General features: G+C 56.4%; 27 protein-coding genes, 1 tRNA gene and 1 CRISPR repeat array (1 of these 29 only partly in view). Of the genes, 9 read left to right on the forward strand and 19 right to left on the reverse strand.

The window, feature by feature from the left end; translation table 11 throughout:
• A CRISPR array of direct repeats spans positions 1-1,278; the repeat unit is 35 nt; unit sequence CCGCCAAACCTCTGATGCCGCAAGGCGTTGAGCAC; it begins 677 nt to the left of the window's first position.
• A gap of 136 nt (positions 1,279-1,414) precedes the next feature.
• Positions 1,415-1,813, forward strand: coding sequence for a DUF2283 domain-containing protein (locus XM38_RS27640; protein ID WP_088429726.1), 399 nt, complete (start codon positions 1,415-1,417; stop codon positions 1,811-1,813).
• On the opposite strand, the gene XM38_RS10165 is transcribed toward XM38_RS27640, so the two are convergent.
• Complete coding sequence (locus tag XM38_RS10165) at positions 1,761-1,955, reverse strand: type II toxin-antitoxin system HicB family antitoxin (protein WP_080809748.1); 195 nt, start codon at positions 1,953-1,955, stop codon at positions 1,761-1,763. The genes XM38_RS27640 and XM38_RS10165 overlap by 53 nt on opposite strands.
• A 188-nt stretch (positions 1,956-2,143) precedes the next feature.
• A protein-coding gene (locus XM38_RS28880; protein WP_088431532.1) for an IS630 family transposase occupies positions 2,144-3,204 on the reverse strand; the annotation gives its coding sequence in 2 pieces (ribosomal slippage) (positions 2,144-2,742 and positions 2,742-3,204; 1,062 coding nt in all).
• A 238-nt stretch (positions 3,205-3,442) separates the two neighbouring features.
• Here XM38_RS28880 and XM38_RS10175 point away from each other — a divergent pair.
• Together XM38_RS10175 and XM38_RS10180 are read left to right on the forward strand one after the other, a co-directional pair.
• Positions 3,443-3,688 (forward strand): UPF0175 family protein, encoded by a 246-nt coding sequence (locus XM38_RS10175; RefSeq protein ID WP_080809751.1) that lies wholly within the window; start codon positions 3,443-3,445, stop codon positions 3,686-3,688.
• Positions 3,681-4,184: a PIN domain-containing protein gene (locus XM38_RS10180; RefSeq protein ID WP_080809754.1), complete on the forward strand. Its 504-nt coding sequence runs from the start codon at positions 3,681-3,683 to the stop codon at positions 4,182-4,184. Before XM38_RS10175 ends, XM38_RS10180 begins: the two co-directional genes overlap by 8 nt.
• Positions 4,185-4,493: 309 nt before the next feature.
• Here the strand turns inward: XM38_RS10180 and XM38_RS10185 are convergent, their stop codons facing one another.
• Both XM38_RS10185 and XM38_RS10190 read right to left on the reverse strand, forming a co-directional pair.
• Positions 4,494-4,688 carry a type II toxin-antitoxin system HicB family antitoxin gene (locus XM38_RS10185; RefSeq protein ID WP_080809748.1) on the reverse strand — a complete coding sequence of 65 codons (195 nt, stop codon included), beginning with the start codon at positions 4,686-4,688 and terminating at the stop codon, positions 4,494-4,496.
• A 108-nt stretch (positions 4,689-4,796) separates the two neighbouring features.
• Positions 4,797-5,141, reverse strand: a complete 345-nt coding sequence (locus XM38_RS10190; RefSeq protein ID WP_088429728.1) for a nucleotidyltransferase domain-containing protein — start codon at positions 5,139-5,141, stop codon at positions 4,797-4,799.
• A 211-nt stretch (positions 5,142-5,352) separates the two neighbouring features.
• Here XM38_RS10190 and XM38_RS10195 point away from each other — a divergent pair, with 211 nt between their 5' ends.
• On the forward strand, positions 5,353-5,925 hold the full coding sequence (locus tag XM38_RS10195; RefSeq protein WP_088429730.1) for a Uma2 family endonuclease: 573 nt from the start codon (positions 5,353-5,355) through the stop codon (positions 5,923-5,925).
• Positions 5,926-6,291: 366 nt separating this feature from the next.
• On the opposite strand, the gene modB is transcribed toward XM38_RS10195, so the two are convergent.
• From modB to XM38_RS10220, 5 genes are all read right to left on the reverse strand, one after another.
• Positions 6,292-8,322: a molybdate ABC transporter permease subunit gene (gene modB / locus XM38_RS26920; protein ID WP_080809765.1), complete on the reverse strand. Its 2,031-nt coding sequence runs from the start codon at positions 8,320-8,322 to the stop codon at positions 6,292-6,294.
• Between the two features lie 96 nt (positions 8,323-8,418).
• Positions 8,419-9,129, reverse strand: coding sequence for a molybdate ABC transporter substrate-binding protein (gene modA / locus XM38_RS10205; protein WP_202978867.1), 711 nt, complete (start codon positions 9,127-9,129; stop codon positions 8,419-8,421).
• A 230-nt stretch (positions 9,130-9,359) separates the two neighbouring features.
• Positions 9,360-10,586 (reverse strand): peptidoglycan-binding protein, encoded by a 1,227-nt coding sequence (locus XM38_RS10210; protein WP_080809771.1) that lies wholly within the window; start codon positions 10,584-10,586, stop codon positions 9,360-9,362.
• Between the two features lie 10 nt (positions 10,587-10,596).
• Entirely contained in the window at positions 10,597-10,809 is a 213-nt protein-coding gene (locus XM38_RS10215) for a hypothetical protein (protein WP_080809774.1), read from the reverse strand.
• A gap of 21 nt (positions 10,810-10,830) precedes the next feature.
• The gene (locus XM38_RS10220; RefSeq protein ID WP_088429732.1) at positions 10,831-11,910 is read right to left on the reverse strand and encodes a RuBisCO accumulation factor 1; all 1,080 of its coding nucleotides are present in this window, start codon (positions 11,908-11,910) and stop codon (positions 10,831-10,833) included.
• 276 nt (positions 11,911-12,186) lie between these two features.
• On the opposite strand from XM38_RS10220, the gene XM38_RS10225 reads away from it, so the two are divergent.
• Positions 12,187-12,259 (forward strand) — tRNA-Ala (locus XM38_RS10225).
• A gap of 160 nt (positions 12,260-12,419) precedes the next feature.
• Here the strand turns inward: XM38_RS10225 and fmt are convergent.
• From fmt to XM38_RS10260, 8 genes are all read right to left on the reverse strand, one after another.
• Positions 12,420-13,427, reverse strand: a complete 1,008-nt coding sequence (gene fmt, locus XM38_RS10230) for a methionyl-tRNA formyltransferase (RefSeq protein WP_088429734.1) — start codon at positions 13,425-13,427, stop codon at positions 12,420-12,422.
• 26 nt (positions 13,428-13,453) lie between these two features.
• Positions 13,454-14,005 (reverse strand): OmpA family protein, encoded by a 552-nt coding sequence (locus XM38_RS26925; RefSeq protein WP_306441580.1) that lies wholly within the window; start codon positions 14,003-14,005, stop codon positions 13,454-13,456.
• Between the two features lie 137 nt (positions 14,006-14,142).
• Complete coding sequence (locus XM38_RS26930; RefSeq protein WP_225889277.1) at positions 14,143-14,454, reverse strand: hypothetical protein; 312 nt, start codon at positions 14,452-14,454, stop codon at positions 14,143-14,145.
• Between the two features lie 30 nt (positions 14,455-14,484).
• The gene (locus tag XM38_RS10240; protein ID WP_088429736.1) at positions 14,485-15,855 is read right to left on the reverse strand and encodes a DUF4335 domain-containing protein; all 1,371 of its coding nucleotides are present in this window, start codon (positions 15,853-15,855) and stop codon (positions 14,485-14,487) included.
• Entirely contained in the window at positions 15,852-16,460 is a 609-nt protein-coding gene (locus XM38_RS10245; RefSeq protein WP_088429738.1) for a DUF3038 domain-containing protein, read from the reverse strand. The genes XM38_RS10240 and XM38_RS10245 overlap by 4 nt, the downstream gene beginning before the upstream one ends.
• Before the next feature lie 62 nt (positions 16,461-16,522).
• Positions 16,523-16,774: a hypothetical protein gene (locus XM38_RS10250; protein ID WP_088429740.1), complete on the reverse strand. Its 252-nt coding sequence runs from the start codon at positions 16,772-16,774 to the stop codon at positions 16,523-16,525.
• Positions 16,775-16,848: 74 nt separating this feature from the next.
• Positions 16,849-18,483, reverse strand: a complete 1,635-nt coding sequence (locus XM38_RS10255; RefSeq protein ID WP_088429742.1) for an alpha-D-glucose phosphate-specific phosphoglucomutase — start codon at positions 18,481-18,483, stop codon at positions 16,849-16,851.
• Positions 18,484-18,641: 158 nt separating this feature from the next.
• A complete protein-coding gene (locus tag XM38_RS10260) occupies positions 18,642-19,328 on the reverse strand; it encodes a DUF6930 domain-containing protein (RefSeq protein ID WP_080809797.1) in 687 nt (228 codons plus the stop codon).
• Positions 19,329-19,635: 307 nt separating this feature from the next.
• On the opposite strand from XM38_RS10260, the gene XM38_RS10265 reads away from it, so the two are divergent.
• From XM38_RS10265 to XM38_RS26935, 3 genes are all read left to right on the forward strand, one after another.
• Positions 19,636-20,928, forward strand: a complete 1,293-nt coding sequence (locus tag XM38_RS10265; RefSeq protein WP_187329357.1) for an MFS transporter — start codon at positions 19,636-19,638, stop codon at positions 20,926-20,928.
• 1,124 nt (positions 20,929-22,052) lie between these two features.
• Complete coding sequence (locus XM38_RS10270; RefSeq protein WP_225889279.1) at positions 22,053-23,141, forward strand: MFS transporter; 1,089 nt, start codon at positions 22,053-22,055, stop codon at positions 23,139-23,141.
• A complete protein-coding gene (locus XM38_RS26935) occupies positions 23,128-23,475 on the forward strand; it encodes an MFS transporter (RefSeq protein WP_391540782.1) in 348 nt (115 codons plus the stop codon). Before XM38_RS10270 ends, XM38_RS26935 begins: the two co-directional genes overlap by 14 nt.
• A 165-nt stretch (positions 23,476-23,640) precedes the next feature.
• Here XM38_RS26935 and XM38_RS10275 read toward each other — a convergent pair whose 3' ends face one another.
• Together XM38_RS10275 and XM38_RS10280 are read right to left on the reverse strand one after the other, a co-directional pair.
• Entirely contained in the window at positions 23,641-24,411 is a 771-nt protein-coding gene (locus XM38_RS10275) for a 2-phosphosulfolactate phosphatase family protein (RefSeq protein WP_080809802.1), read from the reverse strand.
• A gap of 260 nt (positions 24,412-24,671) precedes the next feature.
• Positions 24,672-25,175, reverse strand: a complete 504-nt coding sequence (locus XM38_RS10280) for a DUF2085 domain-containing protein (protein WP_080809805.1) — start codon at positions 25,173-25,175, stop codon at positions 24,672-24,674.
• Positions 25,176-25,285: 110 nt separating this feature from the next.
• Between XM38_RS10280 and XM38_RS10285 the strand changes: the two genes are divergently transcribed.
• A complete protein-coding gene (locus XM38_RS10285; protein WP_225889281.1) occupies positions 25,286-26,281 on the forward strand; it encodes an ion channel in 996 nt (331 codons plus the stop codon).
• Positions 26,282-26,296: the final 15 nt, after the last annotated feature.

The raw sequence follows: 26,296 nt of genomic DNA on the forward strand, positions 1-26,296 counted from the left end.
CTCCTTGTCTAGGTTCTGTTGAGCCCCCTGAGACCGCCAAACCTCTGATGCCGCAAGGCGTTGAGCACTTTTCCCCCACCGCCTCCGCCTCCACCCCCTCCACCTCCGCCAAACCTCTGATGCCGCAAGGCGTTGAGCACATGTCCCGATTAACTCAGTGGCTACGTCGCCACCTGCCGCCAAACCTCTGATGCCGCAAGGCGTTGAGCACCGTGTGTTTTCCGTGGTTGATGGCGTAGGGCAGCCCCGCCAAACCTCTGATGCCGCAAGGCGTTGAGCACCCCTGCGTTCTCAAGCTATCCTGTTCTTTTTTGCGGCCGCCAAACCTCTGATGCCGCAAGGCGTTGAGCACCCATCGTAGGCATCCCGAGAAATGTCCTTAGACGACTCCACCGCCAAACCTCTGATGCCGCAAGGCGTTGAGCACATATAGCGCAATTCGATCGGGCGCTTCTTCGAGGCCGCCAAACCTCTGATGCCGCAAGGCGTTGAGCACTCTTTCAACTCCGATCGGATTTCGGGCTTCAACCTACCGCCAAACCTCTGATGCCGCAAGGCGTTGAGCACTCCGTGCCAGCAAAAGAAATTGTCACATTTCTGTCCGCCGCCAAACCTCTGATGCCGCAAGGCGTTGAGCACTTTATCTCCTTGTCTAGGTTCTGTTGAGCCCCCTGAGACCGCCAAACCTCTGATGCCGCAAGGCGTTGAGCACGAAATTACTGTGAAAGACACAGAGGGAAAGTCCTATACCGCCAAACCTCTGATGCCGCAAGGCGTTGAGCACGACAATCGGCCTCTGCACGTTCAGTGGCGGTGGCACCCGCCAAACCTCTGATGCCGCAAGGCGTTGAGCACATGCTTTTCTCGTGGACCGTAAACGCTAGGCCCAACCGCCAAACCTCTGATGCCGCAAGGCGTTGAGCACAATCAGTAATGCCCAATTGTTCACTACCTCTTGGGTCCGCCAAACCTCTGATGCCGCAAGGCGTTGAGCACGCACGGATGGTACTGCGATCGCCCGAAACACTGGGCCCGCCAAACCTCTGATGCCGCAAGGCGTTGAGCACTGAGAACTTCATCGTACCAATGTTTCTTAGTCATCCCGCCAAACCTCTGATGCCGCAAGGCGTTGAGCACTAGTCCTCATCCACGTACCACTCAGGGGCGCACGTACCGCCAAACCTCTGATGCCGCAAGGCGTTGAGCACCTCCCGGGCGAGAACAGCGCGTCTACTGTTTTCTGCCGCCAAACCTCTGATGCCGCAAGGCTTTGAGCACGAAGAACAATTCAAAATTCAAAACTCAAAACTCATCGCCAAACCTCTGTTCGCGAAGCGTTGCCGCAGGCAATAGCCGCAAGGGCTTGATCACACTTCGATTGCATCAGTAAACTTCAAAAGTCCTGGAGAATGCCATGAAAATCATTTATGACCCAGAAGTTGACGTACTGAGAATCTTGTTTCGAGAAACCCCCATCAGCGAAAGCGATGCAGATGAGTCCGGCATTATTTTCGACTTGGATGCCCAAGGCAACGTAGTGGGTTTAGAAATTCTGGATGCCTCTCAACGCATCGACGATCCTACATCCGTTAGTTACAGGGTTGCCAAGCTTACTGAGGCTGAGGTCGCTTCAGCAGAAGACACCCTGCAAAATCTGCTGATGGATCCAGATGCGGGTAAACCCGTCAAAGAAGCGATTCAGCAACAGCTACTGCAGATGCGTGGGCGCCGTGAAAAACGCACACTATCCCTAGAAAACGCTATGGAAGCGCTGAGCTTGCCGTCTGATTCAGATATTCCTCCCGAATCATGACGAAGACATTAGCCAGCTCTCGCTGGGCAACCTCAGGGGTTTGCCCCCAGGCATGACAGCCGGGAATGGCGGGAACATAAGCCACAAAGGTGCCGTTATCGTCTGGCTGCAACACGATAGTGTCATCAGGGTGCGATCGCATCGAGGTTTCCTCAATTGTCGGGGTCTCTGACCTTACTCGTTTCTCGTTGTCCCCACACCCGTGGGGGTGAACTGCCAGATGAGGACCGCAGGATTTGCAAGGGTTGGCGTTGTTCCCCAATGAATTGGGGCAGGCACAATTGCCGAGACTCCTTATGGAAGAAAGCTAATATAGCAATCCCAGTTGATTTATGAACAAGGTGAATATTCTTCTATTTTAGAAAAATCGAACTTTTGATGATCTATAAAGAACTCAAACAGATACTTTACAGCGGGGAAAGAACGACACAACCTCCAAAATCTTCTCAATGAATTTTTGGCTTGTAACCAAACATCTTCCACTGGATTTTGTTCTGGTGAATTGGGTGCAAATAGAATACATTTGAATTGCCATTCTGTCTCTTCCTTCCCATGATTGACTGTAGCTAAAAAATCTTTGATCTCTTGTGACTTATGATAACTAGCGCCATCCCAAATTAATGCGATTTGCTTCCCAGGATTTTGTTCCTGCAAGTACTTCATAAAAGCAACTGTATTCTCTCCATTCCCTTTCTCGTAAGGATGCAAAATAAATTCTTTTGTTTGATAGTTTAATGCGCCATAATATGTTTGCCTGATTCTCTCGTTTGTAATAGGGATTTCGATTCGCATATCTGTCTTGCCCCAGACATATCCACAAACATCACCCCAAAGGAGATGACACTCATCCAAAAAAAGTACAATCAATTCCCCAGACTCAATTTTGAACTGGTTTTGACGGATAAATCCTTGGATTTCTTCTCTTTTTTTTTGACTAGAGCTGGATCAGATTTCGGGTTGGTTTTTTGAGATTTCTTCCAACTAATACCTGCTTCCGAAAAAAGTGTATAGTAGCTTTGCTTAGACTTGTAAATCACATCATAATGTTCATCTAAATATGAAACTAATTCATCAAAGTTCCAGTAGTTTCTGGTTCTCAGCCACGAGATAATTTCTGTACGATCATCTGGGGTTAGGTAACTTTTTGATCCTTGGTAGCCGAGTTTAATACCTTCAATGCCTTGTGCTTCGAATCTGTTCTTCCAATATGTAATAAAAGACTTGTTTATTCCCAGAAATTTGGTAATCTTAAAATATGGCTCACCCTCCAATGCCATTTTTACAGCCAATGCTCGCTTAAGCTCTCTTGAATCAGGATTACTACTTATAAAGTCTGATAGAATAGCACGATTATCTACTTTTTGTTGGTGTTCTAATTGAAAACTATTCATGAGTACAACTGTATTGACAGCTTGATGATATTTATATACTACCCATTCTAAACTCATTTAGGGTTGCTATAGCCTTAAAGGGGAAAGAGTTACCGTAGAGTTCAAGCAGCGATCGCCCAAGCCAAACAGCCGCTAAGCATTTACAACAAAGCCGATCGAACTGCTGCCCTAATTGCAGGCTTCACCGCCCATCTGCGAAAAACTTAAACGCAGCACTCCGTACCTTTAGGAGATTTCTATGGTTCAAGTCACCGTCAATGTGCCTGAGGAGTTTTTAGCCAACCGCGACGCCGACACCTTTGCTCGGCAGATGCAACTGGCCGCCGCCATCTACTGGTATGCCCGTGGCGAAGTCTCGATGGGCAAAGCCGCTGAGTTTGCCGGACTCAACCGCCCGGAGTTTCTTGACATCCTAGCCCACGAAAAAATTGACGTTTTCCAGGTCGATTTTGACGACTTAGAACGAGAGCTATCCCGTGACTGACGCTGCTTTGCCTCCGATAATCAACACCTCACCCCTGATTTTTCTCACTAAGGCAGACTTGCTCTCTCTGTTGCAAATTCGCTACGCCACTGTTCTGGTACCCGATATTGTCGTCCAGGAAATTCGGCAATACGGACCGCTCGACAATACCGCCCAGATCCTTCAGAAAACTGATTGGCTCACTGTGGTCGAAACACCGCCTCCACTCTCCCCTGATCTGCAAGCCTGCAACCTTGATGCCGGAGAAGCTTCTGTCTTGGCCTGGGCCTGCGCCCATCCCCCCACCGAAGCTATTTTGGATGACCTGGCGGGCCGTCGCTGTGCCCATAAACTTGGCATCCCGATTCGGGGTACCCTGGGTCTGGTGCTCGCCGCTAAGCAGCAAGGCCACATTCCCGCAGCCAAACCCGTGATCCTCAAGCTTCGCGAAACGGGCATGTATTTGAGCGATCGGGTCATCAACAAAGCCCTCGCCCTAGTGGAGGAAACCCTATGAGCCTCCCTTCCTGGCATCGGCTGAAGCCAATTAGTCGGGATAGAAGGAGAAACCTTGGGAACAGTGGGTAGCCGCAATCAAGTAGACTTTTTTCCCTAACAGCTCATGCAAGATGGTGAGACATTAAGCTTGGTCGAGAAACTGATCCGCGAATTAGGCGGTTCAGATTGCAAATTTAAGCGTGCCGTCATTGTCGCGATCGCCGATTCTAATGCCCAGATGCAGGTAAACCTGTCAAAGAAGCGATTCAGCAACAGCTACTGCAGATGCGTGGGCGCCGTGAAAAACGCACACTATCCCTAGAAAACGCTATGGAAGCGCTGAGCTTGCCGTCTGATTCAGATATTCCTCCCGAATCATGACGAAGACATTAGCCAGCTCTCGCTGGGCAACCTCAGGGGTTTGCCCCCAGGCATGACAGCCGGGAATGGCGGGAACATAAGCCACAAAGGTGCCGTTATCGTCTGGCTGCAACACGATAGTGTCATCAGGGTGCGATCGCATCTCTACTACGTAACTGGATTCCAGATAGCGGGCTTAGCATAAAGCTTTTCTGGCAGGCATCGCGATCAAGATTCTAGAGGACACCAGCGCTGAACCAGGGCTATGTGCTCAGGACGCAGTTCGCTCATAGAGGATTTTCCCGTCACGCAGGGCAGGCCGCAGGATGGTGCCAACCAGCTGCCCGTACACCTCGATATCTTCAGGCGTAGTCACTACAATATCCTTGCTGACAGGCAAATCAGCCAAAACCTGGCCAATCTCAACGGCCTTTCGTCGTTTGCTGGTCACAGTTGGCATAACCACCAGCAGATCGATATCACTATCAGCCGTTGCCTCACCTCTGGCATAGGAGCCAAACAGAATGATTTTGAGGGGCTGAAACCGCTCAACGATGCGATTGATCATAACGTTGAGCCAATGGGCTACAGATAGATCCGGTGCAATCTTGCTCATGTGAGGGTAGGAACCGTGAAGAATGGGTCCCAGCATCCTAGGGACCTTTTTCAATCAGTGTGCTGTCATTCTAGGTCATTCGCCCGCCAGCAAATAAGGCTCTTAAGGGGACACGACTGAGCATGACAACCAGAGATAGATGGCAGGCAATCGCCCTATTCCACCCAGCCACCTCTCCTAAAATAGAAGCAGCCGACCCATTCATCTTCCCATGGTCAATACCACCACCCAACCACTCACCTTTGAGGAGTATCTGACCTATAGTGACGGCAGCGATAACCGCTATGAGCTGGTGGATGGACAGTTAGTACTAATGAATCCACCCCGCACAGAACACTTGCTGATCACCAAATTCTTAGAAAAGCAATTCGATACTGAAATTCAGCGTCTCAGCTTGTCCTGGGTGACTTTTCGGGAGGCGGGGGTTAGAACTGGATTCAATAAATCTCGCCTCACCGATCTCTGTATCGTGACGAGAGAACAAGCCAGAGAGCTACTAGGACAGTCCGCCGTATTTCAAACGGCTCCGCAACTCATCGTCGAAGTGGTGAGCCCTGACTCGATCACCCGCGACTACCGCTATAAACGATCAGAATATGCCGCTTTGGAAGTGCCTGAGTATTGGATTGTTGATCCGCTAGAAGCCAAAGTAACCTTGCTACGGTGGGAAGAAGGTCTCTACGAAGAAACTGTTTTTACAGGTGAGCAGGCAATCACCTCCCCCAACCTCCCCGGACTGCATCTAAACGTCACCCAGGTATTAGACGCTAGCACCCTTTCCTAAGCCTTCTACCCTTGATCTTTCACCCTTCCCCCCTTACCTATAAAGGAAAATCACTCTCCATCCGGTTGGTCTTCCGTGAATTGCTCGATCGCACTCGCTAATCCCTCTGAATGTGGCAGAAATAACGCCTCGATTGACTAGCGCGGAAAGGCTTCATTTATCAGGATTGCCCTTTCTACCTGCTGCTTCGCACGGGCTTCGACCTACGCGTGGGGACAGCCCTATTGCCCTCTTACTTCTGCCTTGGTGTACTAGCTTCAAAAACGCTGTACCTGGATTCCAGGCCGCGCGGCGCTTGCTCGGGATGACATGAAGCCTATACCAAGGATGATGGTTAGAGACAATATGGGCAATCAACACGCTAAATTATTCTGGCATAACTATCAACCGGGCCGGATCGAGGCAGATGTACCAGGGAAAGGGACTATGGCGCAGGCGGTCCCATTTCTCGCGGTAGACCTCGGCCTGCAGATGATAGTCGTGGGGGCCGCTTGGTTGCCCGTGTAGCTTCAAGTAGAGGGTGACTCGGTGCTGGGTCTCGGTCAGTATGGCCAGCCAACTGGGAAACGTGTTGGGTTGCTCTCCGGGGAAAACAAACTGAATATGGTGGGCCCGCAGTCCGACATAGGCGAGATCGGCGGGAATCGGGGCCTGTACGGCGAGCTGGCAGGTCCAGTCGATGGCCTCGATATGGGTGTCATCCACCCGGCGGGCCCGGGAGAAGTTCTTACACTCGCTCACCTTGGCCACTTCGATGCTGGGCGGCCTTTGGAAGATGGCTTCCTTGGTACCATTGGCCAAGATGCGACCGTTGGCCAGCACCAATAGGTTGGTGCAGATGCGATAGGCTTCTTCTAGCTTGTGGGTGATAAATAGAGTGATGCCCCGGTATTCGGACAGCACCTCAACCAGCAGCTTTTCGACGTGGCTGCGCAGATAGGTGTCGAGGGCCGAGAGGGGTTCATCCAGCAGCAGCATGTCCGGTTGAATGGCCAAAGCCCGGGCCAAGGCCACTCGCTGTTGTTGGCCCCCCGAGAGCTGGTGGGGATAGCGATCACCTAACCCCGAAAGGTCCATCATGTCCAGATATTGCACCACGTCTGCCGCCCGTTGTGGTTTAGGAATCGCGGCCATGCCAAAGGCGATGTTTTGGGCCACGGTCAGGTGGGGAAACAGGGCATAGTTCTGGAAGACGATGCCGACGTTGCGATCGCAACTGGGCAGATTAATCCGCTTATGGGAGTCAAACAGCACGCGGCCATTCAGGACGATCCGTCCTTGGCTCGGCGTATCTAACCCGGCAATGCACCTTAGGGTCATGGTTTTCCCGGAGCCGGACGCCCCTAAGAGCCCCAGAGGTTGCTGGTCTGTCCGGAACTGCAGGTCGAGATCAAATCCAGGCACCTGCCTTTCAATCTGTACGACCAACTCAGCAGCCTGAGGCTGAGTTGGGGAGTTAGATGACGGAGTTGTCATCGTCTGGGGGGCTGGGAATGCCTCTACCGCCAGCTGGGGTAGACCTGGCTCGCGAGCAGCAGTGTCCACCGGAACTCTTCCCCTGCCATTGGGGCTCCTCGATCGAGCTAATGCCCGAGTCGTCTGGGCAGAGGGATGCCCCAGTCGCCGCCGTTGCTGCGTCAACACCGCCGGAATCAAACCAAACTGATTAACCTTAAGGGTGCCGAAGTAGATCCAGTTAAATAGCCGTTGGGCACCAGCCTGGGGCAAGACGGTTCTGGGTAAAGCATTGCGGCTGCCCTGATGGATGCCAGTGATCACCACCAGGGAAATCAACACCATCAACACCACCCAGGCCAGGGCAACACCCATGCGCCCCGCCTCAGCGGCAAAGAAGATGGCAATGGGAATGGTCTGGGTCACCCCAGAAATGCTGCCCCCCACCATCAGGGTGGCCCCGAATTCTCCCAGGGCCCGGGCAAAGGCCAGAATCATCCCCGCCAGGATACCGGGCCAAACCAATGGCAGCAGAATTTGCCAGAAGATTCGCCAGTCCGAGGCCCCTAATGTACGGGCCGAACTGATCAGGGTAGAATCCAACTGCTCTAGGGCACTGAGGACAGTCTTATAGACTAATGGGAAGGCCACCACCGTGGCCGCCATCACCGCGGCAGTCCAGGTGAAGATGGGGGATACTCCCAGATAGTTGAGCGCTTGGCCGATGGGGCTGTTCTTGCCCAACAGCAGCAACAGCAAAAACCCCACCACTGTCGGCGGCAACACCAGGGGCAACGTGAGCACACCATCAATCAGCCCTCGGGCTCTGCCGCGATAGCTCAGCATCCAACCGGCCGCCAAGATGCCCAGACAAGTGGCCAGCACCGTAGCGACGGAAGCCGTTTTCAAGGAAATCCACAAGGGGGTGAGATCGTCGGGCATAGGACAGGTGAGTGGACGTAGCGTGGGTAGTGATGCTCGAATCTGGGTCAGCCATGCTTGGCCAGGAAGAGACTCACAGGGGAGCGATTGTGGTCGCTAATTGACTGGGGTAAAGCCATACTCTTCGAAAATGGCGGTGGCGGTGTCGCTGACCAGAAACTCGACCAAGGCCTGGGCCGCTTCCGCATGGGCACTATCGGCCACTACCCCAATCGAATAGACGATGGGAGAGTGGCTATCAGCCGGGGCCGTTGCCACTACCCGCACCCGATCTGCAACGGTGGCGTCGGTGGCATAGACCACTCCGGCGTCGACATTGCCGGTCTCCACATAGGCCAGCACCTGGCGCACATCTTTGCCAAACACCAGTTTCGGCTGCAGGACATCAAACATATTTATGGAGATCAAGACTTCTCTGGCGTAGCGGCCCGCCGGCACGCTGGCGGGCTCACCAATGGACAGTCTGCCGACCTTATCGGTGGTTATGTCCCGAAAGCCGGTGACATCGTCCTTGCCTTGGGGCACGATCAAGACCAAGGAATTTAAGAGTAGGTCTCGACGAGACCCCTCCAGGAGTTGCTCCTGGGCCTCCAAATCGTCCATCCATTTCTGGGAGGCGGAGAGAAAGACATCGGCGGGAGCTCCCTGGGTGATTTGCTGGGCTAGGGAGCCAGATGAGCCGAAGTTATAGGTAATGGAGACCTGGGGCGCTTCCGCCTCGTAGGCGATCTGTACCGCCTTCATGGCATCCTGGACGCTGGCGGCCACGGAAATGGTAAGGTCAACTGCTTCATCCGCACCGGCCATATTTGTCGCGGATGTAGTCGCGGATGGGGCGGAACTGCAGCTGCTGATGCCGAGGCAGCCTAGCCAGATCCCGGCCACTGTGGTCACAAACGCTCGTCTATGCATAGTACGCTGAGTCCTGAGGATAGAGGCCGAGTTGATAAGCCAGCTCCCGGGCGATGAAAACAAGACATCTGGCAGCATCCGGGTTGTCTTGATATTGGGGCTGCCCCAAGCCCTGCGCATTAGCCCTACAGCGGCTCCACCCACATAGAAAACACCCAGCCGCCGTCGGCTAACTCTACCCAGTTCTCTTCCGTGCGTCCGGTTACTTCGACTACCGTGTCACTGGGGACAGTGCGCAACACTCGAAATTGGGTACCAGGTCCCTCCAGCACCAGGGCATCACTGCCGTCATCGGTCATGATGCGGCGCTGCTCTGTCTGGTCAGAGTCTCCCGGGCTCGGAGTTTCTGTCGCCGTTGGGCTCGAGGTTGGGGTCGGACTCGTGGTGGGCTCAGGGCTCGGAGTCTCCGTGGGAGAAGGGCTCGGTTCAGGGGTCTCTGGGGGAGAGGGGCTGGGGCTGGGAGCGGGAGAGTCTGTAGGGGAGGGGCTTGGTGTCGGACTAGGGGCTGGAGAGGATGTGGTAAAGCCACTGGCCTCTGCCAGAGCCTGACGGGTTTCGGGACCAGCAATACCATCAATGGTGAGGCCATTCAGTCGTTGAAAGGTGGCCACCGCGGCTCGCGTGGTGTCGTCATAACGCCCCGTGACGGCGGCGTTACTGGGCCAATAATTGAGCTGCTGCAGCTGGCGCTGCAGATCGATAATCTCGGTCTGGCTCAGGTTCGGTGTCGGAGCCGTTGCCTCATCAGGAGGCTCTTGTGGCTGCTGGGCGGGCGGTGTCTCTGGTTGTACTGATGATGGGTCTCGACGGATCAAGTTGCTAGCTGCCCAGGTGCCATCGCTGAGCTCTACCCAGCCGTCACGGCGGCGACCGGTCAGATCTACCGGAGCATTGCGTCGTAATACCCGAGCCACACCATAACGGCGGCCCGGTCCCCAGCGTACATTCAGCCCGTAGCCCGCCGGTGTATCGACATAGGCCATGGTGCGATCGCTAACTGGCACCACCTGAATCAGATTGCCAGCCACCCAGCCCCCGTTCTCTAGTTCAGCCCAGCCGTTGGCACTGTAGCGCCCAGTAATATCAATGGCGTCTCGTGGTTTGAGCACCCCTTGCCAGCTGTAGTCGGTGCCCGGTCCTTGGCGCACATTCAGCCGGTAGCCCCCGGCGGCCACATAGGCTGGCCTGGCTGCCGCCGTCTGGGCTAGGGCCGTCAGGGTCAGGGTCAGGGCCAGAGGACCGACCCAGGCTAAAGGTAAAGGCCGCAGAGCCGCCTGCTCAGAGCCCCCATCAGGCGGATCATCAGGCACGTCATACGATTGCCACAGGTGTAGAGGGGCCAGCATGTCCATGGCCAGTCTCCTAGGGTTGGGGGGGTGGGCTAATGTCGTCGCTGTTGCCACGCACGGGGGGCAGCTTCTCGACCAATCCCATTTCAAAGGCAATGTCTGGCAACTCTCCGGCTAAATATTTGCCGGGTTCAAACAACCGCCCCGGGGTAAAGCAGACTTGCCGCAGTTCCACCACTTCGCTGCTGAGGAACATGGCGCGGGATAACCGCCGTTCTAAGGCCATAGCACTCGTGATCTCCTAATGTTACTCTTCAATCTGCCATAACTCTTTGGTGTAGCTGTCGTCCAAGATGCGTTTAGGGCGCACCACCAAAATTAGCCGCCCTAAGAGCTTCACCGTTGGTGTCTCGGCAAACCAGCGAATCACCACCTGGCCATCTTGGTCGGCAGCGAAGTAAGCCTGGCCATCCCAGCCCCGTTGACGTCGATCGATGATGACTAGGACCGTCTCCTGGGGGGTATCGGCGGACACATTGGGGAGCTGATTGAAGCCGGCTAGTAGGGCCACGGGATCTTCTGCCTGCAAGATTACCTGCCAACCAGGCACAGCCACCCAGGCCCCAGTACCACTGAAACTAACTAGCCCAAAGGGTTCCTCGGCCAGGGTAACGGGCACTGCCTTGAGATCCTCCACTCCCAGGGGCAACGGACCGGCCACGGGGATAATGCGGGGGAGTTCGGTTTCGTTTTCTAAGCGAAAGACCGGCAAGCTAGGGGCAGTCTGGGCCTTTACCACCGTGAAGTCGCTTAGGAGAGATTCGATCAAGCGGCGGGCTTGGTCACTGTGGACAAAGCGCAGAGCCTGGGCAATCAACCGCGAACGGGCCTGCAGATCACTTTGTTGTCGGGCCAGGTTCCAGTAGTGATAGGCAACGGCATCACCAGGGTCGTCGCTGAACCCGGCCGGGGGGTCTTGGCGATAGGAGAATTCTTTGACGGGTTTGACCACCTCTTTGACTTGTTCTGAGGTTAGCCCCTGACGCAGGATCAGACGGGCGACCTTGACCCGATCCGTCTGAGATAGGACTCGCAGTTCGTAGAGGCTATCGCTGCCCCGCTGCTGAAAATGCGATCGCACCGCCTCATCCACCCCCGCTGCCACCATGGAGTCATACACTTGGGTCGCCACACTGATCTGATTTTGATGGATCGGCTCGAAGCCAGTCGCTTCGAAGATCTGCTGGGGCGTCAATCCCGACTTTTGCAGGGCCTGACAGGTCTGCCCCCAATCTACCCAACTGCCTTCTTTACGTCGCAGTTGGGCCAGCAGAGTAGCCACCTCGGCATCTGACAATTTAGGGTCTGGAGAGGGCGCTGGGGCCATGGTGAATTCCTGATTTCCTCGATGCTGGAGTAAACGGAGCCAGTTGTGGGCAGATAGCCCCTGAGATGGGCCAGAGACCGATCGCCGATAACATTAGCTTACCGACCCAGGCAACAATAGGCTCCACGGTGATCATGCCAGAGAAAGTTAGCAAAAGTGCTTGACGTTAACCCAATTTACTTAGAATATGAATAACGCGCCAATAGCGAGTCCGGTTTGGCATCGGCATACTTGCCATAGAGTGTGTCGAATCGGAAATTGGATAACGCTGGAAACGGGGCTATAGCTCAGCTGGTAGAGCACCTCAATGGCATTGAGGGGGTCAGCGGTTCGAGTCCGCTTAGCTCCATTGAATGAATTTAGCCTGCAACACCGACACCGTCCCCCCATCACTGACTCGCTGCCGCTGGCTGGCACGTGAGGCAGATCTCGGCTGGGGACATCTGGGACACCATGGGGCTGATTCAAGCAATAAACAGGGTCTTTTTTGTATCCTAGACCAATTCACCCTAAGCGGTCGGCCCCAACCGTTCCGCCATTGCCAACCGACTGCCGTTGACAAAATCCCATCCCGCCTGGGCTCGCTTACCACTGGGTTTCACCTCTGCCAGCAATAGCCAGCCGTCGCCTGTCTGCACCACAGGGCCATAGCCCTTGAGCAGGCCAATGATCTCCCCCGGTGGGGCCTTGTCGGTTGAGCGCAAGGCCGCCACCGCCTGGGGTAAGCTCTGCCATGGCTCTGGTAGCTGCGGCCAATAGTCTGCTCCCAGAGGCACTGTCCCCATCACCTTTAGGGGCTGCCCCCGCAAACCGGTGACACTATTGGGGTAAAAGCCCCGCACCTGGTTGTGCAAGGCCAGGGCCGGACGGCGCCAGTCCAGAACGTAGTCTTCCTTCTGAATCAAGGGAGCATAGGTGGCCTGGGCCTCGTCTTGAGCCGTCAGCGGCACTGTCTCAGCCTGCAGGCGCTGCAAGGTCTGCTGCAGGAGATCGGCACTGAGCTCGGCCAGGGTCTTGGCCAGATCCAAGGCATTATCTAGTAACCCAATGGGAACGCTGGCCTTCAGCATCATCGCCCCCGTATCCATGCCAGCATCCATGGCCATGGTAGTTACCCCTGTCTCCGTCTCACCGTGGTAGAGACACCACTGGATCGGAGCCGCGCCTCGATAGGCAGGCAAGAGAGAGCCATGGGCATTGATCGCCCCCAGGCGCGGCATATCCAAGATCTCTGGGGAGAGGATCTGGCCATAGGCCACCACCACGAAGGCATCGGCGGCCACCGCCCGCAGTTGCGCCAGAACGCCGACATCCCGCTTGATGCGACGGGGCTGCCACACCGGCAGGGCTGCCTCCAGAGCCACTTGCTTCACCGGCGATGGCAACTGGCCACTGCCCCGCCCCCGCCGCTTATCGGGCTGGGTGACCACAGCGGCCACCTCAACGGTGGGATCTTCCAGTAATTGCACCAGACTGGGCCCGGCGTAGGTAGGCGTGCCGAAGAAGACAATGCGCACGCGATGAACCCTCCGATATCCCTAGCCTAGGGTAATAGAATGGCGATCTCGACTCGGCGGTTGCGCTGTTGGCCCAACTCATCTGCCGCTGCCACTAGGGGTTGGCTGTGGCCGTAACCGACGGCCACCCAATGGTAGTCCTGGCCCAGGCGCTCGGTGAAGTAGCTGCGAATGGCCATGGCTTGTTGAAAGGTCAGTTGCCGACTTTCCTCAGCGGACAGGGTGTCGTCGGTATGGCTGCCGATCAAGATCGTAGCCCCTTGATAGCGGCTCAAGTCTGGCAGGATGGTATCGAGCAGGGGGCGGGCATTGGGTTGTAGGGTAGCCTGGTCAATGGCAAAGAGTAGGTCGGCGGGCAGGGTGACTCGGTAGGTAGCCAAGCGAAACAGGGGGTCCTGCGCTTGGGGAGAAGCGACAGTAGGGGCAGATGTTTCAGAGGTAGGAGTAGGAGCAGCCGTATCTGCTTCGGTGTCAGGGGGATTCAACTGCTGTTGCAGCGACCGCAGTCGCATCTCCAAGGGAGCCCGGGAAGGGGATTGACCCAATTGCTCTTCCAAGTCGGAGAGCCGATTCTTCATGGCATCCAATTCATCCACCAGGGCAGTGAGGTCATCCTCTAGGCTCTGCCGTTGCTGGGGGGTCAGCTCCAGGGCAGCCGGAGGCGTTGCCGTCGGGGTGGGGACGGTTGTCGGTAAGCCCACTGGCGTATTGGTATTTAGATCCCCTTGCCACCATTGGGGCAACTGCCGCAGCCGCCGTAGAGTGCGATGCCCCTGCCGTAGGGCGACTTCCTGCAGGGGCGGTTCTGGGGTCCGGGCCGGGTAGATCTGGGCGACCACCAACCCCCCAAGAGCCAGGCGGCACTGATCCCCACCCCCAATAGCAGTAAGCGGGCAATCAGCACCCAAAGGCCGTAGGCTAGGGCAGTGATGCCAGCCCGCTGCTGAGGCGGAGATACTTGGGCTTGATCGCCAACAGCATCTGCCGCGGAAGACTCGGGTTGAGTAGGGAAATCAGGCTCAGCCATGCCAGATTCGATAGGGTGCACGTTTAGGGGTTATTCGCTGGGCCAGCCATCCCAGGGACTGACCTGTAATTCGCCATTAGCAGTAAACACCACCCGGAAATCTGCTTGGGGAGTAGAGGAGGTGACGGGATCTGCCGCGTCCTTTAACTCCGGGAGCGGGGTTTGCACTAAGGCCGCTGCTGCCGCTTGGTCTACGGCTTCGTAGCCGACTAGGGTGCCGTCCTCGCTGAGACGGACTCGATAGGCTAGGTCCTGGTCTAGATCCCCAGAGTCCCAGCTGGCCTGCATCTGGTCATACAGGTCGCGATTGAGGCGGCGAATGTCTGGGCCGGTGGTGATTGGGGTGGTAATGGTGTCTGATAGGACGGCTGGGGTGGTGGCAGCCGTGTCCTCCAGAGGGCTGGCGCTGACGTCGCCGTTGGGTAAGAAGGTGATGCGGAACAGGGCGACGGGCTCATCAATGGGCTCGTCACCTTCCACAGGCACATAGGTCAGATCAGGTAAGGGAGTATCGTCGCCTCGATCCACCGCTAGTTGGTTCTCGTATTTGTAGCCTAGGATATCTCCGGCAGCCGAGACCGAGACACGAAAGATCAGGGCATCCGAGAGATCTTCCGGGGGAGCCCAGGCAGCCGTCAGCTGTTCCACTAGGGATTCTCTTAGGGTCGCCAGGGTCTCTGGATCGGTGATTGGCTGGCTGGTGGTAAGGGGATCACTATCGCTACTGTCACTAGGGGGATCCCCGTTGCTGGCCTCCTCATTGGTGCCATCAGGCGTCGCGGTGGGAGAGGTTGCTTCCGTCTGCTCCCTAGAGCGGCTGGGTTCGAACTCGGGGGGGGGCACAAAGAATAGAGCGACGGCGGCGGCAGCAAAGGCTGAGGCCCCGATCATGGCTGGAGCCAAGCGCTTTGTCGCCGGTTCCGGCGGTTTTACCCGTCGTCGAGAAATGGGCTGCAGGTCTAGGCTCAGATCGGGCAGGGTTTGGGTATCGGCCTGTAACTGATCGACCGCTTCCATCAGGTCGAAGAATTGTACCGTCGAGAGCTGAATGTCCCGAGGAGGTTTAGCCGTGTCGTCTGTGGCCTCGGGGTCGGGATGCGATCGCACAATCAGATGATGATAAGGTCCCTCTCCCGGCTTCAGCTCCACCAAGGAAGGCGCCTCACCGGGACGCGGCGGCACCAACACATCACTGAGCATGGTTTGGCCGTAGCGGTTCACCGCCTTCACCAACGCCTCTAAGAACTCCCGGCCGCCGGTTAACGGTTCTGGCACTCCGGCCAGGTGGCACTCCGCATTGATCACTGCCGACAATAGGGCAGCCTCTCCCCCCTGCTCTAGGCTCAGCCCTTCTACGATCAAATTACAATTGGGCAAGGTATACCGGCGCTTTAAGGTCATACCACCTCCCCATCAAAGAGACTGCTCCAGAGCCGTTGAGTTCCCCGAGCTCCCGTGCAGAGCAGTAATTTCGCCAGCATAGTCAACGCTAAATCATCCAACTTCGCATCCGTACTGTAGGCTAGCACCCCGGCTCGCCGCGGGTTCATGCGCGCCCTAAAATGGGCCCGAAACCGGCTGAGGTAATCGGCCAAGCGAAAATGATGATCCAACGAGAGTTGCTTGTCACTAAGCTGTTGATAGCCCAGCAAGAGCTGTCGAATCAACACCGTGAGGCGCCGGGCCAGATGCCCGATAATAATCACTAAAGCCTTAGCTTCGGCCAGACTCAGGGGTCGGCGTTGACTATACCGTCGCATCGGATTGGTGCTGCGCAACAACCACAGATGCACCCGCCCCTTAATCAAGCTCTGCAACTCCAATTGCTCCGCCGTCGTCAGCATTGCCCCAGACCCACCCAGGTCCAGCGCTTCGATGCTCAGCAGCAACAGATCAATCTGCACCCGAGTCCGCCGGGGACAGATGTTATGACCCGGCAACCGTGGATCGGGAAGAGAATCGATGAGAAATGGTGTTGATTCTGCAGGTGGACTATCGACTTGCATACCCTCGGGAAGTGCTACAGCACATACTATTACGTTTAGAAAATCTAGGACCCTCAGGAAAACTACGTTAGCAGAATTCGTCGATTATCCCCGGCATCCGGCAGAAATGGCCAGGAATATCTGGCTAAATGACCGACCCAATACCCTTGTTGAATATAGGTGCTGTAGTAGCCAGCCTCCTCTTGGTGAATGGTCACCTGGCTATCGCCCCTGACCTGCCCCGCTGGCTGCACCCGCAGCCGGGCCACGCCCGAGAGGTCTTCTGTTTCAATGCCATAGCAATATTGGCCAAGATGCCAAGGCTGAGCCAGCATAACCAACGCGGCGATAGACAAGAGTGCATAGACGATAGGCCTCCCGGAAGAGAAGAAAGAGCACAGGAGACATTCTAAGTAATTACCGTGGGCTGATCCCGTCCGGTTAGCTCTTGGATGCGAGCTACCTGATCGGCAATTTGAATCAGATCGGCCAGGGCCGCTTGGGTCTCTTGCTGATGGCGGCTAGGATCGGCCTCGTAGCGCTCTAGATAGAGACGCAGGGTAGCTCCCTGGGTGCCCGTGCCCGAGAGGCGAAAGACGATGCGGGAGCCATCGGTAAAGCCAATGCGAATCCCCTGATGGGTGCTAACACTGCCATCCACCGGATCGGTGTAGCTAAAATCATCGGCGTAGGCCACCTCATAGCCCCGCAGGGTTTGGCCTTTGAGACCGCCTAGCTGATCTTGTAAGCCCCTGATCAGGGCCTCGGCCCGATCGGTGTCAATGCCTTCGTAGTCGTGGCGAGAGTAGATATTGCGGCCGTAGGTGGCCCAGTGGTCGGCGACGATCTCCGCCACCGACTGTTGTCGCACCGCCATGATATTGAGCCAGAACAGAATCGCCCAGAGGCCATCTTTTTCCCGCACATGGTTGGAGCCGGTGCCGAAGCTCTCCTCGCCGCAGAGGGTAGCCCGGCCTGCGTCTAACAGGTTGCCGAAGAATTTCCAGCCGGTGGGGGTCTCATAGCAATCGATGCCCAGCTTTTCGGCCACCCGGTCGACGGCCTGGCTGGTGGGCATGGAGCGGGCAACGCCGGCCAAGCCAGTACGATAGCCAGGCACCCGGGTGGCATTGGCGACCAGAATGGCCAGGCTGTCACTGGGGGTGACGAAGAAATGACGGCCCAAGATCATGTTGCGATCGCCATCACCATCGGAGGCGGCTCCGAAGTCAGGGGCATCATCGCCAAACATGGTCTCCACCAGGTCATGGGCATAGACTAGGTTGGGGTCCGGGTGGCCGCCGCCGAAGTCTTCCAGGGGCGTGCCATTACGGACGGTACCAGCCGGCGCGTTGAGGCGGCGCTCGAAGATGGCCTTAGCATAGGGGCCAGTGACGGCATGGAGAGAGTCGATGCAGATGCGCACCTTGCCCGAGGTGAGAAACTGTTGAATCTGGTCGAAATCAAACAGGAATTCCATCAGGGCGGCATAGTCGGTGACGGAATCGATCACTTCTACCCGCAAGTTCCCTAGCTGAAAGGCCCCCAGCTGATCTAGGTTGACATCCTCGGCCTCGAGGATGCGATAGCTATCGATGGCTTGGCTGCGCTCGAAGATGGCCTTGGTGACACCCTCTGGGGCGGGACCGCCGTTGCTGACGTTGTACTTGACACCGAAATCTTCATTGGGGCCACCAGGATTGTGGCTGGCCGACAGCACGATACCGCCGAAGGCTTGATATTTGCGAATTAAACAGGAGACCGCTGGCGTGGAGAGAATGCCTCCCTGGCCCACCAGTACCCGACCGACGTCATTGGCCGCGGCCATTTTCAAGATCACCTGAATGGCCTGGCGATTGTAGTAACGGCCGTCGCCCCCGACCACCAAGGTGGCCCCTTGGTGGCCCTCTAGGCTGTCGAAGATGGACTGAATGAAGTTTTCCAGATAGTTGGGTTGTTGGAAGGTGGGAACCTTCTTACGCAAGCCAGAGGTGCCCGGCTTTTGATCCGAATAGGGTTGGGTGGCAACGGTAGTAATGCTCATGGGGCGTTTACGTAGGCGCGACTGTACACCGATAGACGTAGCAGGGTAGCCCTGAGCGACACGGCTTGGCAGTTGAGCAAATCGCTCGTCAGGGTAACCGTCTTTTAGGGTAAGCGCCAATGGGGTCAACGGCAATTTTAAGGACGACAAGCCCAGGACTAAGCGCGGAATAGGTCGTCTAGCTCTGGCATCTGCAACTTAAGTTTGGTCTCACCACTGATGGTCTGGGCCGACAGAACTAAATTCTCAGGATCGTCATCATCAAATTCGCGTTGCAGAAACTGGGGTAAGTACTCTAGAAACCCAGACAAACCTGCTTCCAGCCACAAAAGATCGGCTTTGGTAGGGAGATCGATCAGTCCATCAGAGGTCGTGCGACCAAAGACCGGATAGGCTCGCTCATTCGCCACCGGCCAGGGGTCTCCTGCCATAAATCCTCGCTCTAAAAACCGCCGTGTCTGGTTTAGGGTAGGTAACTGAGCGCGGTACTCACAGCGAATGTCTAGCTGCGCCAAGCTAGGAGCCAGCGCTGATACCTGGTCAGCATCGTCTAGATGGACTGCTTTAGGTCGACGGGGTCGCCCGGCCCCTAGCCCGGGTCGAACCATTGCCTGGAGAAGGGTTGCCAGCATCTCATCGGTATCTGGAGGGTGCTCCTGGGTCTGGCTCAGCAACGCTTTTCCGGTTGTATTGACTACGATGAACAGGTAAGGGCGATAGGGCGCTCGCTGGCGCGGTGTTACCCAGACCCATGCCAGGGGACTGGCAAATTCCCAAATTTCCTTGCTGTGGCGCAGACGACTAGCTTTGGTCAGCAGTGACTGCAAGTTGGATTTAGAGGCCATGGCACAGATTCTCAGCGAGGAGATATGTGAGGAGATATGTGAGGAGATATGTGAGGAGATATGTAAGGGGTACCACTGAAGCTGAGAGAATGGCAAATTTAGTCTGGGGGAGCCGATACCCGAAAGGTGCGATCGCATCAGCCAGTAATCGCCGCCATTGAGGCATTGCCAGCAGTTTAACGACTCTAGGAATAGCGTCTATAGCCGATATAGCCTGGACCAAAGTCATCAGAGCCACGGGAAAAGGCCAGAGGTGGGGGGAAGGCTAAACAATTTGGGACAATGTAAACATTTTCTATCCATGGCTATGGATCAGACAGCCCCGACTGGGAAGCGATGGCTAGCTTGGCTGCCAAAGTTGAAGCGAGAGGTTTGGATTTTAGCGGCAGGGCAACTGCTGCTGTTTATCGGCCAGGGGTTCACCCTGGTCTATGCCTCTATCTTTTTCGTCAATGAGCTGGGCTTTTCCCCCACCCAGGTGGGACTGGCCCTCGGCAGCGGCGGCGTGTCTGGCACCCTGGGACGATTTTGGTCGGGCAATGCCATCGACTCGCCCCGCTTGGGACGACGGGGCACGTTGCTGCTGGCGGCGGTGGTGGCGGCCCTCGGCAGCTTCTCGTTAGCCTTCGCCACCACCTTTCCATTACTAGTGGGCGGCAACCTATTACTGGGGTTGGGCATCAGCTTCTACTGGCCTGCCACCCTGGCGGTGACCACCGACCTGACCCCCCCGGAGCATCGCAAAGAAGCCATGGCCCTGACTCGGCTGGCGGATAATCTGGGCTTGGGTCTGGGGGCGTTGCTGGCGGGGCAATATATCGCCCTGGCCGGGGACTACCGACTGCTGTTCATCTGCAAAGGGCTGGCCTATTTACTCTTTGGGGTGGTGGTGCTGGTGGCGATTGCCGAAACGGTGCAGCCCCAAGCCGAGCGTCGCAATGTGCTACGGAACTGGTGGCAAGCCTTGCAGGATCGTCGCCTGATCACCTACCTGATGGCCAACCTATTTTTCACCACCTATGCCGCTCAACTGAGTAGTACCTTGCCCCTGTATTTGGCTAACTTCGTCCCCGGCGGCAATACGGAGACGGGCTTCTCGGAGCAATTGATCAGCTATTTCTTCGTCTGGCATGCCCTGCTGAAAATTCTGCTGCAGCTGCCGATTACCCGGTGGCTACGGGATATCCCCCACCCCACATTGCTGCTAGCCGCTTTGGGGCTGTGGAGTGTGAGCTTTTTCTTGATCTGGTTGATCGGCATACTGTCGGTCCACGCCCTGATGGTGGCGCTGATGGCCTTTACCTGTGTGGCCATGGCTGAAATTCTCTACGCCCCCTCGGCCTCGGCCCTGGTGGGGGACATGGCGCCTGTTGATCTGAGAGGCATCTATTTTTCCCTGGAGTCGCAGTGTTGGGCCATTGGCTTTCTGGTGGGACCTGCAATGGGGGGCTGGGCGCTGGATCATCCCTCACTGTTGGGCACGAATGTTTGGTTAGTGTTGGTCTCTAGCGCCGCCATTGCCGGCATGCTTCTGCTACGGCTGCAGGGGCAGTTAGCTGGTCGTGACGTGGAAGAACCGGCCGATGTATCGGCTGGATAACAGTGGTAGAAGGCAGAAAGGCCATCGCCCCTTCGCCGATGCGACGCGCTCTAGCGCACTGATCGACATTCCCTCCCACGGGGTCCGGGGGAAGCGAAATTCCCCCGGGCGAGCTCCCTGACTGGTGAGATTAAGTGCGGTCTTGTCGTGATCTACCGCCATTAACCAACATCCCTTAGGGATCGGGGAAATTTCAGAGTAAACCACTACTACAAACGAAGCCGGCAAAGGCCGACTATCCTGATCTTTACAGGCACGGCCTCTAGCCGCCAGCAATGAGATTTTTGTCGATCAATCAGGCTAGATTAGAGGGTATTGGCAACAAATTGACCGATAAGAAAGCACCCCAATCTCTAATAAGAAAACCAGGGTGCCTTCTAGACTTAAAGGAGCAAGAGTACGCTCTGAAGTGGACTATTTGCAGCACTCAGACTAGTCGCTGAGGGACCTCCTCAAAGTGTTGATGTTGTTTGGAGATGCTTCAACACCGTCGTTTAGGGCTGTTGCGTCTCTGGGCATCTATCGCATTGCTCCCTTAGAGTTTAGTGGAGGAAATATCAACAACTAAGTAGAGTGCTGCTGATCTTGACGAGATAGTTTCAGCCGTTGAGTCGATAACGAACCTCCTCTTTAAGGTGGACTGAACTATTCGAATCGAGGGAATATTTATTCACCTCTTAGTTATTAGGCTACTCCTGTAACCAGGAAATGTCCATGCATGATACTAAAGTTTATCTCTGGGTTAAGCATGGCTCTCAATCCCCTTCTGGCAAGCGACTGTCCCTACGATCGGACAGGGCAGGATGCCGATGGTCAGGACCCATCGCTCTGGAAATGGCTCCCTAAGAGGACATTTGGAAACTCGGCTGAAAGGCCTGTAAGGTAGGCATTTTAGAGTGTATGGCCCTGCTGGCCAGAAACCAGTCTGGAGAAAGGTTGCAGGGTACTTTCCAAACATCCTCTAACGGTGATGCCCGACCTGTCGGGGTAGCCTGTGGCTGGCGGCAAAGTTGTTTAAGATCGAGGGGGCCATTTTCTGATGTTGGCTCCGTCGTGCAGTAATCCCTTCTAGGTAGGTCATTCTGAGAATTCGTCACCTATTTCCCCACCAGTCTCTCAAGTCCTTGGCCGCTACCCTCCATCGCCTGCAACAGGCTCCCGTTCTGCATCCCCATTTCCCCCTGTCCCCCCAGCGCCTGCCGATATTTTATGGCTGGGTGATTTTGGTGGTCACGACTATCGGGATTCTCATGAGCATTCCGGGGCAAACGGCGGGGGTGAGTGTGTTTACCGATCCGCTGCTGGCGGCAACGGGGCTGTCGCGGCTGTCGCTGAGCAATGCCTATCTGATCGGCACCCTGACCAGTGGCTTTCTGCTGCCGTTTGGCGGCGTCGTGATCGATCGCTTTGGCGCCCGCTTGGTGGTGATTGCATCGTCTCTGTGGTTAGCGCTGACGCTGGTGTATTTGAGTGTGAGTGATCGCCTGGCCCAATGGCTCAGCACCCTCTTTGCCCTGGAGTCGTCCCTGCCCATAGCCTTTGGGCTACTGTGTCTGGGTTTCGTGAGCCTGCGGTTTAGTGGGCAGGGCATGTTGACCCTGGTGAGTCGCACCACCTTGGGCAAGTGGTTTGATCGGCGGCGGGGGATGGCCTCGGGCACCTCTGGGATTTTTGTCTCCTTTGGGTTTTCGGCGGCGCCGCTGTTGCTCAGCTTCTTCATTGATGGCTTGGGCTGGCGGGGGGCCTGGCTAGCCCTGGCAGCCTTGGTGGGGCTAGGCATGGGCAGCCTGGGCTGGTTGTGTTATCGGGATAATCCGGAAGAGTGTGGTTTGGTGATGGGATGCCGTGGCTCGCCACCCGATGTCTTGACGCCGTCAGCTGCTGCTACCCCCGCGAATACCGGTGACACCAAACCGGCTGCCCAGCCAGATCAGCGGTATTTTGGCCCCCCGCGAGACTTTACCCGCAGCGACGCATTGAAGACGCTGGCCTTTTGGGCGGTCACCTTCGCCCTGGCGACGCAGGCCCTGACCATCACCGCGCATCACCTTTCACATTGTCGATATTGGCGCCGCCGCCGGGTTGCCGCAGAAACAAACCGTGGCGCTGTTTTTACCCATCGGCATCATCGCCACAGCCACCGGGTACCTGATTGGGATTTTGTCGGACCGCGCTCGCCTGAAGCTGCTCTTCATCGGCATGATGATCTTTGAGGCCATCGGCATCGCGAGCATGGCTCACTTGGATATCGAGCCGTTGCGACTGGTGGCCATTGCGGGGCTGGGGGTGAGTGGCGGCTGCTTTGGTACCCTCTCGACGGTGACCATGCCCCGCTATTTTGGTCGGCAACATCTCGGTGCGATCGCAGGGGTAGAAATGATGACCCTGGTAATTGCCAGCGCCATCGGGCCTTCTCTGCTGGCCCTGTTTAATAACTGGTTTGGCAGTTATCAGCTGGGGCTCTATCTCTGTGCGGGGTTGCCGTTGGCGGTGAATGGGTTGCTGATTCCCTCGGGTAATCCTCAGCGGCAACCTCGGGAATCCTGAGAACTGTTCCATGTGACCTGCAGCATGTCGTTGCCGCCCCGCTGCAATTTATAATTTATAGGCCATGGGGGGCGCTGCAGCTGATAGCCCTCAGCCGTCAAGGTGGTCCATATCGCATCCAGATGGTGGGAGGGACGGCTGCCCAGTTCCAATATGACTGCCCAGTTACTGGGAGACAACCGGGTTAACTATCGCCTGTTGCGGTTGCTGCACCAGCACCCCCGGTTCGATCTGGATGGGTACGATGTCGAGGATATCCACTTGGGCGCAGTATTTCAGGTCGGTGTCGTTGTTGAGTCGCAACAGCCGCTGCCCGTGGTTAGCATAGTGCATGAGCTCTAAAAGGCGATCTTGCCAATGCAGATAGAGGCTGACGGCGGCAACGGCAGCATCGTTGCCAGCCAGATCCTTGCAGTTAGCTTGGGTGGCTGCCATCATTCCATGCAGAATTGCCCCGGCACAGACCGTATCCTCTAGAGAGTAGCTGCCTTCCCAGCCAGACCCCACCAGCCAGACGGTATGGGGACGCTGACGCTCTAGAAAGGTAACCACCGCTTGGCGGGTGGTGAGGGCAGCCGTGATCACCATGGGGGCATGTTGAATCCGCTGCAGGCAACGGGTGCCGTTGGTGGTGCTCATGAACAGGCGGCGTCCAGCGGAGTGAGCCGGCGAGTGATCGAGGGGGGAGTTGCCCAAATCACAGCCATCGACCCGGGCCCCCCCCCGCTCGCCGGCCCGCAGCCGTTTATCGGCGGGCCAGTGTTCACTCACATGCATTAACTCATTGATGTCGCTGAAGACCTGAATCGCCTCGGCGCCAGCGTCTAGGGCCGCCGCCATGGTGGAGGTGGCGCGCAATACGTCGATTGCGATCGCACAGTCCGGCGTGGCATCATCCGGAACTTCCTCAGGGGTATGAAAGACAGATAGCTTCACAGGTGGGAAGATGTATGACTCTAAAGGACAGCGGGTTGCCAAGTTCCCATTCTATAGTGTCGACTAGACCGCATTGGGCATCCGACTTCAATCAACTTCCCAAATCTAAGACTATCCGGCCTCACCCATGGCAAGAGCACCCCTTAGCCACGATTAGCCTACTGGTTGCACAGAGGTTAAAGGCGGCGCCTACCACTGGCGAGAGCAACCATCTCAGGAGTTGAGGGGGCTGTGCGTCCCGATGGAGACAGGTACCCCATTCAACCATTCTCCGAGGCCGGTTGATGCAACAGAGGCATCAAATACGCGCCTAATCCCAAGCCCGCAATCAGGCCAAACAGAGTCATGGCGCCATGGTGCACCCCCCACCAGTCAAAGCCCTGCATAGCCAGCTCCAGGGGATAGGCCAGACAGAGAATAAACGTCAGCACGAAACCCAAGAGCCCGTACTGTTCCAACCAGTAGGTCCCTTGGCCCCGGGTGCGATGGTAGAGCCATCGCATGATGCCTAGCCCCAGCACGGTGCCATAGCACCGCATACAGACTGCCATGATGTGGGGAGCCGCCAGGGGGACGCCGAGTTCCGGCTGGGGACAGACATGCTCTCCCATGGTGTAGATAATATTGGCGATGTCAGTCAGCAATGGCCATGCCGATGCCGCTAGAAACGGAGCGGCGATGGGCCCTGATATCAGGGCGGCCAGCCCAATATCCCCGAGTAGGCTGCGCCAATTCAGCGATGGCCTCGATCTGGTGCCTTGCATGGGTGACGTCTCTCCTGGTCGATGTTCTTTGCTCCTCACCGATTGTAACGGCTCCCCCGGGCTGCGACTGGTAGAGTAGGGGCGGTACTGCAATTGAGGACGACAGGGCCTTGAGACGATGGCGACGCTGGCAACGGCGGATCGGCCGGTTTTTGAAACGGGAGAACCTAGACCGACTGCTATTGCTGACGGTGGTCCTAATTGGGCTGAGTTCTGTGGGCCTGGCCTGGGCAGAACCGCAGCTATCCCTGACCGATAGCCTCTGGTGGAGCATCGTCACCCTAACCACCGTGGGCTATGGCGATATCGCCCCTAGCACTGTCGTCGGCCGCTTGATTGCCGTAGTCAACATGGTGATTGGCATTGGCATTTTGGCTGCCTTAAGTGCCACCCTGGCTAGCATTCTGGTGAACCGCAAGCTCAAGGAGGAGTTGGGCATGAGTGCCTACGACGTGGCTGACCACATCATTCTGTGCGAGTGGAACCATCGGGCGGCAGTGATTCTACGGGAGTTGCGGGCGGATAGCAAAACCTGGCAGACGCCCATCGTGCTGATTGCTACCCTGGAGCGGAAACCGGTGGATGATGACAATTTGTTCTTCGTGCGGGGAAAAGTCTCAGATGAGACCCTGCGACAGGCTAACTTAGCCCGGGCCAGCACGGTGATTATTCTCGGGGATGACCAGCTGGAGGATACAGCCCGAGATGCCAAGGTGGTGCTGTCGACCCTGACGGTGGAAAGCATCAACCCTAGCGCTTATACCATCGTGGAGCTGGTGGATCAGGCCCATGTGATTACCTGCCAGCGGGCCAGGGCCAATGAAATTATTGTCAGCAGCGATATCAGCAGTAAGCTGATGTCCCAGGCGGCTCTGAACCATGGCATTACCAAGGTGGTCTCAGAGATGCTGAGTTTTCAGGTGGGGCATCAGCTCTACAAGATTCCCATGCCCAAATCTCGGGTGGGCTGCTCCTTTGTGGAGGTGCTGACCTACATGAAGGCACACCTACCAGAGTCTGGTGGTGGCGGTGCAGAAGGGGGCGGAAGGGGAGGGTGGTGTCTAACCCGCCGGCGAACTATCCCCTGGAGGCCGATGACTACTTGATCGTCTTAGCTCAGG

Origin of the sequence: Halomicronema hongdechloris C2206 (assembly GCF_002075285.3) — a bacterium.
GTDB lineage: Bacteria > Cyanobacteriota > Cyanobacteriia > Phormidesmidales > Phormidesmidaceae > Halomicronema_B > Halomicronema_B hongdechloris.

Excerpts from the sequence above, each read along its gene's own strand:
- XM38_RS27640 (WP_088429726.1), top strand. The coding sequence starts at position 1,415 with ATGAAAATCATTTATGACCCAGAAGTTGACGTACTGAGAATCTTGTTT.
- XM38_RS10165 (WP_080809748.1), bottom strand. The coding sequence starts at position 1,955 with ATGCGATCGCACCCTGATGACACTATCGTGTTGCAGCCAGACGATAAC.
- XM38_RS10175 (WP_080809751.1), top strand. The coding sequence starts at position 3,443 with ATGGTTCAAGTCACCGTCAATGTGCCTGAGGAGTTTTTAGCCAACCGC.
- XM38_RS10185 (WP_080809748.1), bottom strand. The coding sequence starts at position 4,688 with ATGCGATCGCACCCTGATGACACTATCGTGTTGCAGCCAGACGATAAC.
- XM38_RS10190 (WP_088429728.1), bottom strand. The coding sequence starts at position 5,141 with ATGAGCAAGATTGCACCGGATCTATCTGTAGCCCATTGGCTCAACGTT.
- XM38_RS10195 (WP_088429730.1), top strand. The coding sequence starts at position 5,353 with ATGGTCAATACCACCACCCAACCACTCACCTTTGAGGAGTATCTGACC.
- modB (WP_080809765.1), bottom strand. The coding sequence starts at position 8,322 with ATGCCCGACGATCTCACCCCCTTGTGGATTTCCTTGAAAACGGCTTCC.
- modA (WP_202978867.1), bottom strand. The coding sequence starts at position 9,129 with ATGGCCGGTGCGGATGAAGCAGTTGACCTTACCATTTCCGTGGCCGCC.
- XM38_RS10210 (WP_080809771.1), bottom strand. The coding sequence starts at position 10,586 with ATGGACATGCTGGCCCCTCTACACCTGTGGCAATCGTATGACGTGCCT.
- XM38_RS10215 (WP_080809774.1), bottom strand. The coding sequence starts at position 10,809 with ATGGCCTTAGAACGGCGGTTATCCCGCGCCATGTTCCTCAGCAGCGAA.
- XM38_RS10220 (WP_088429732.1), bottom strand. The coding sequence starts at position 11,910 with ATGGCCCCAGCGCCCTCTCCAGACCCTAAATTGTCAGATGCCGAGGTG.
- XM38_RS26925 (WP_306441580.1), bottom strand. The coding sequence starts at position 14,005 with ATGAAGAATCGGCTCTCCGACTTGGAAGAGCAATTGGGTCAATCCCCT.
- XM38_RS26930 (WP_225889277.1), bottom strand. The coding sequence starts at position 14,454 with ATGGCTGAGCCTGATTTCCCTACTCAACCCGAGTCTTCCGCGGCAGAT.
- XM38_RS10240 (WP_088429736.1), bottom strand. The coding sequence starts at position 15,855 with ATGACCTTAAAGCGCCGGTATACCTTGCCCAATTGTAATTTGATCGTA.
- XM38_RS10245 (WP_088429738.1), bottom strand. The coding sequence starts at position 16,460 with ATGCAAGTCGATAGTCCACCTGCAGAATCAACACCATTTCTCATCGAT.
- XM38_RS10250 (WP_088429740.1), bottom strand. The coding sequence starts at position 16,774 with ATGCTGGCTCAGCCTTGGCATCTTGGCCAATATTGCTATGGCATTGAA.
- XM38_RS10255 (WP_088429742.1), bottom strand. The coding sequence starts at position 18,483 with ATGAGCATTACTACCGTTGCCACCCAACCCTATTCGGATCAAAAGCCG.
- XM38_RS10260 (WP_080809797.1), bottom strand. The coding sequence starts at position 19,328 with ATGGCCTCTAAATCCAACTTGCAGTCACTGCTGACCAAAGCTAGTCGT.
- XM38_RS10265 (WP_187329357.1), top strand. The coding sequence starts at position 19,636 with ATGGATCAGACAGCCCCGACTGGGAAGCGATGGCTAGCTTGGCTGCCA.
- XM38_RS26935 (WP_391540782.1), top strand. The coding sequence starts at position 23,128 with ATGATGATCTTTGAGGCCATCGGCATCGCGAGCATGGCTCACTTGGAT.
- XM38_RS10280 (WP_080809805.1), bottom strand. The coding sequence starts at position 25,175 with ATGCAAGGCACCAGATCGAGGCCATCGCTGAATTGGCGCAGCCTACTC.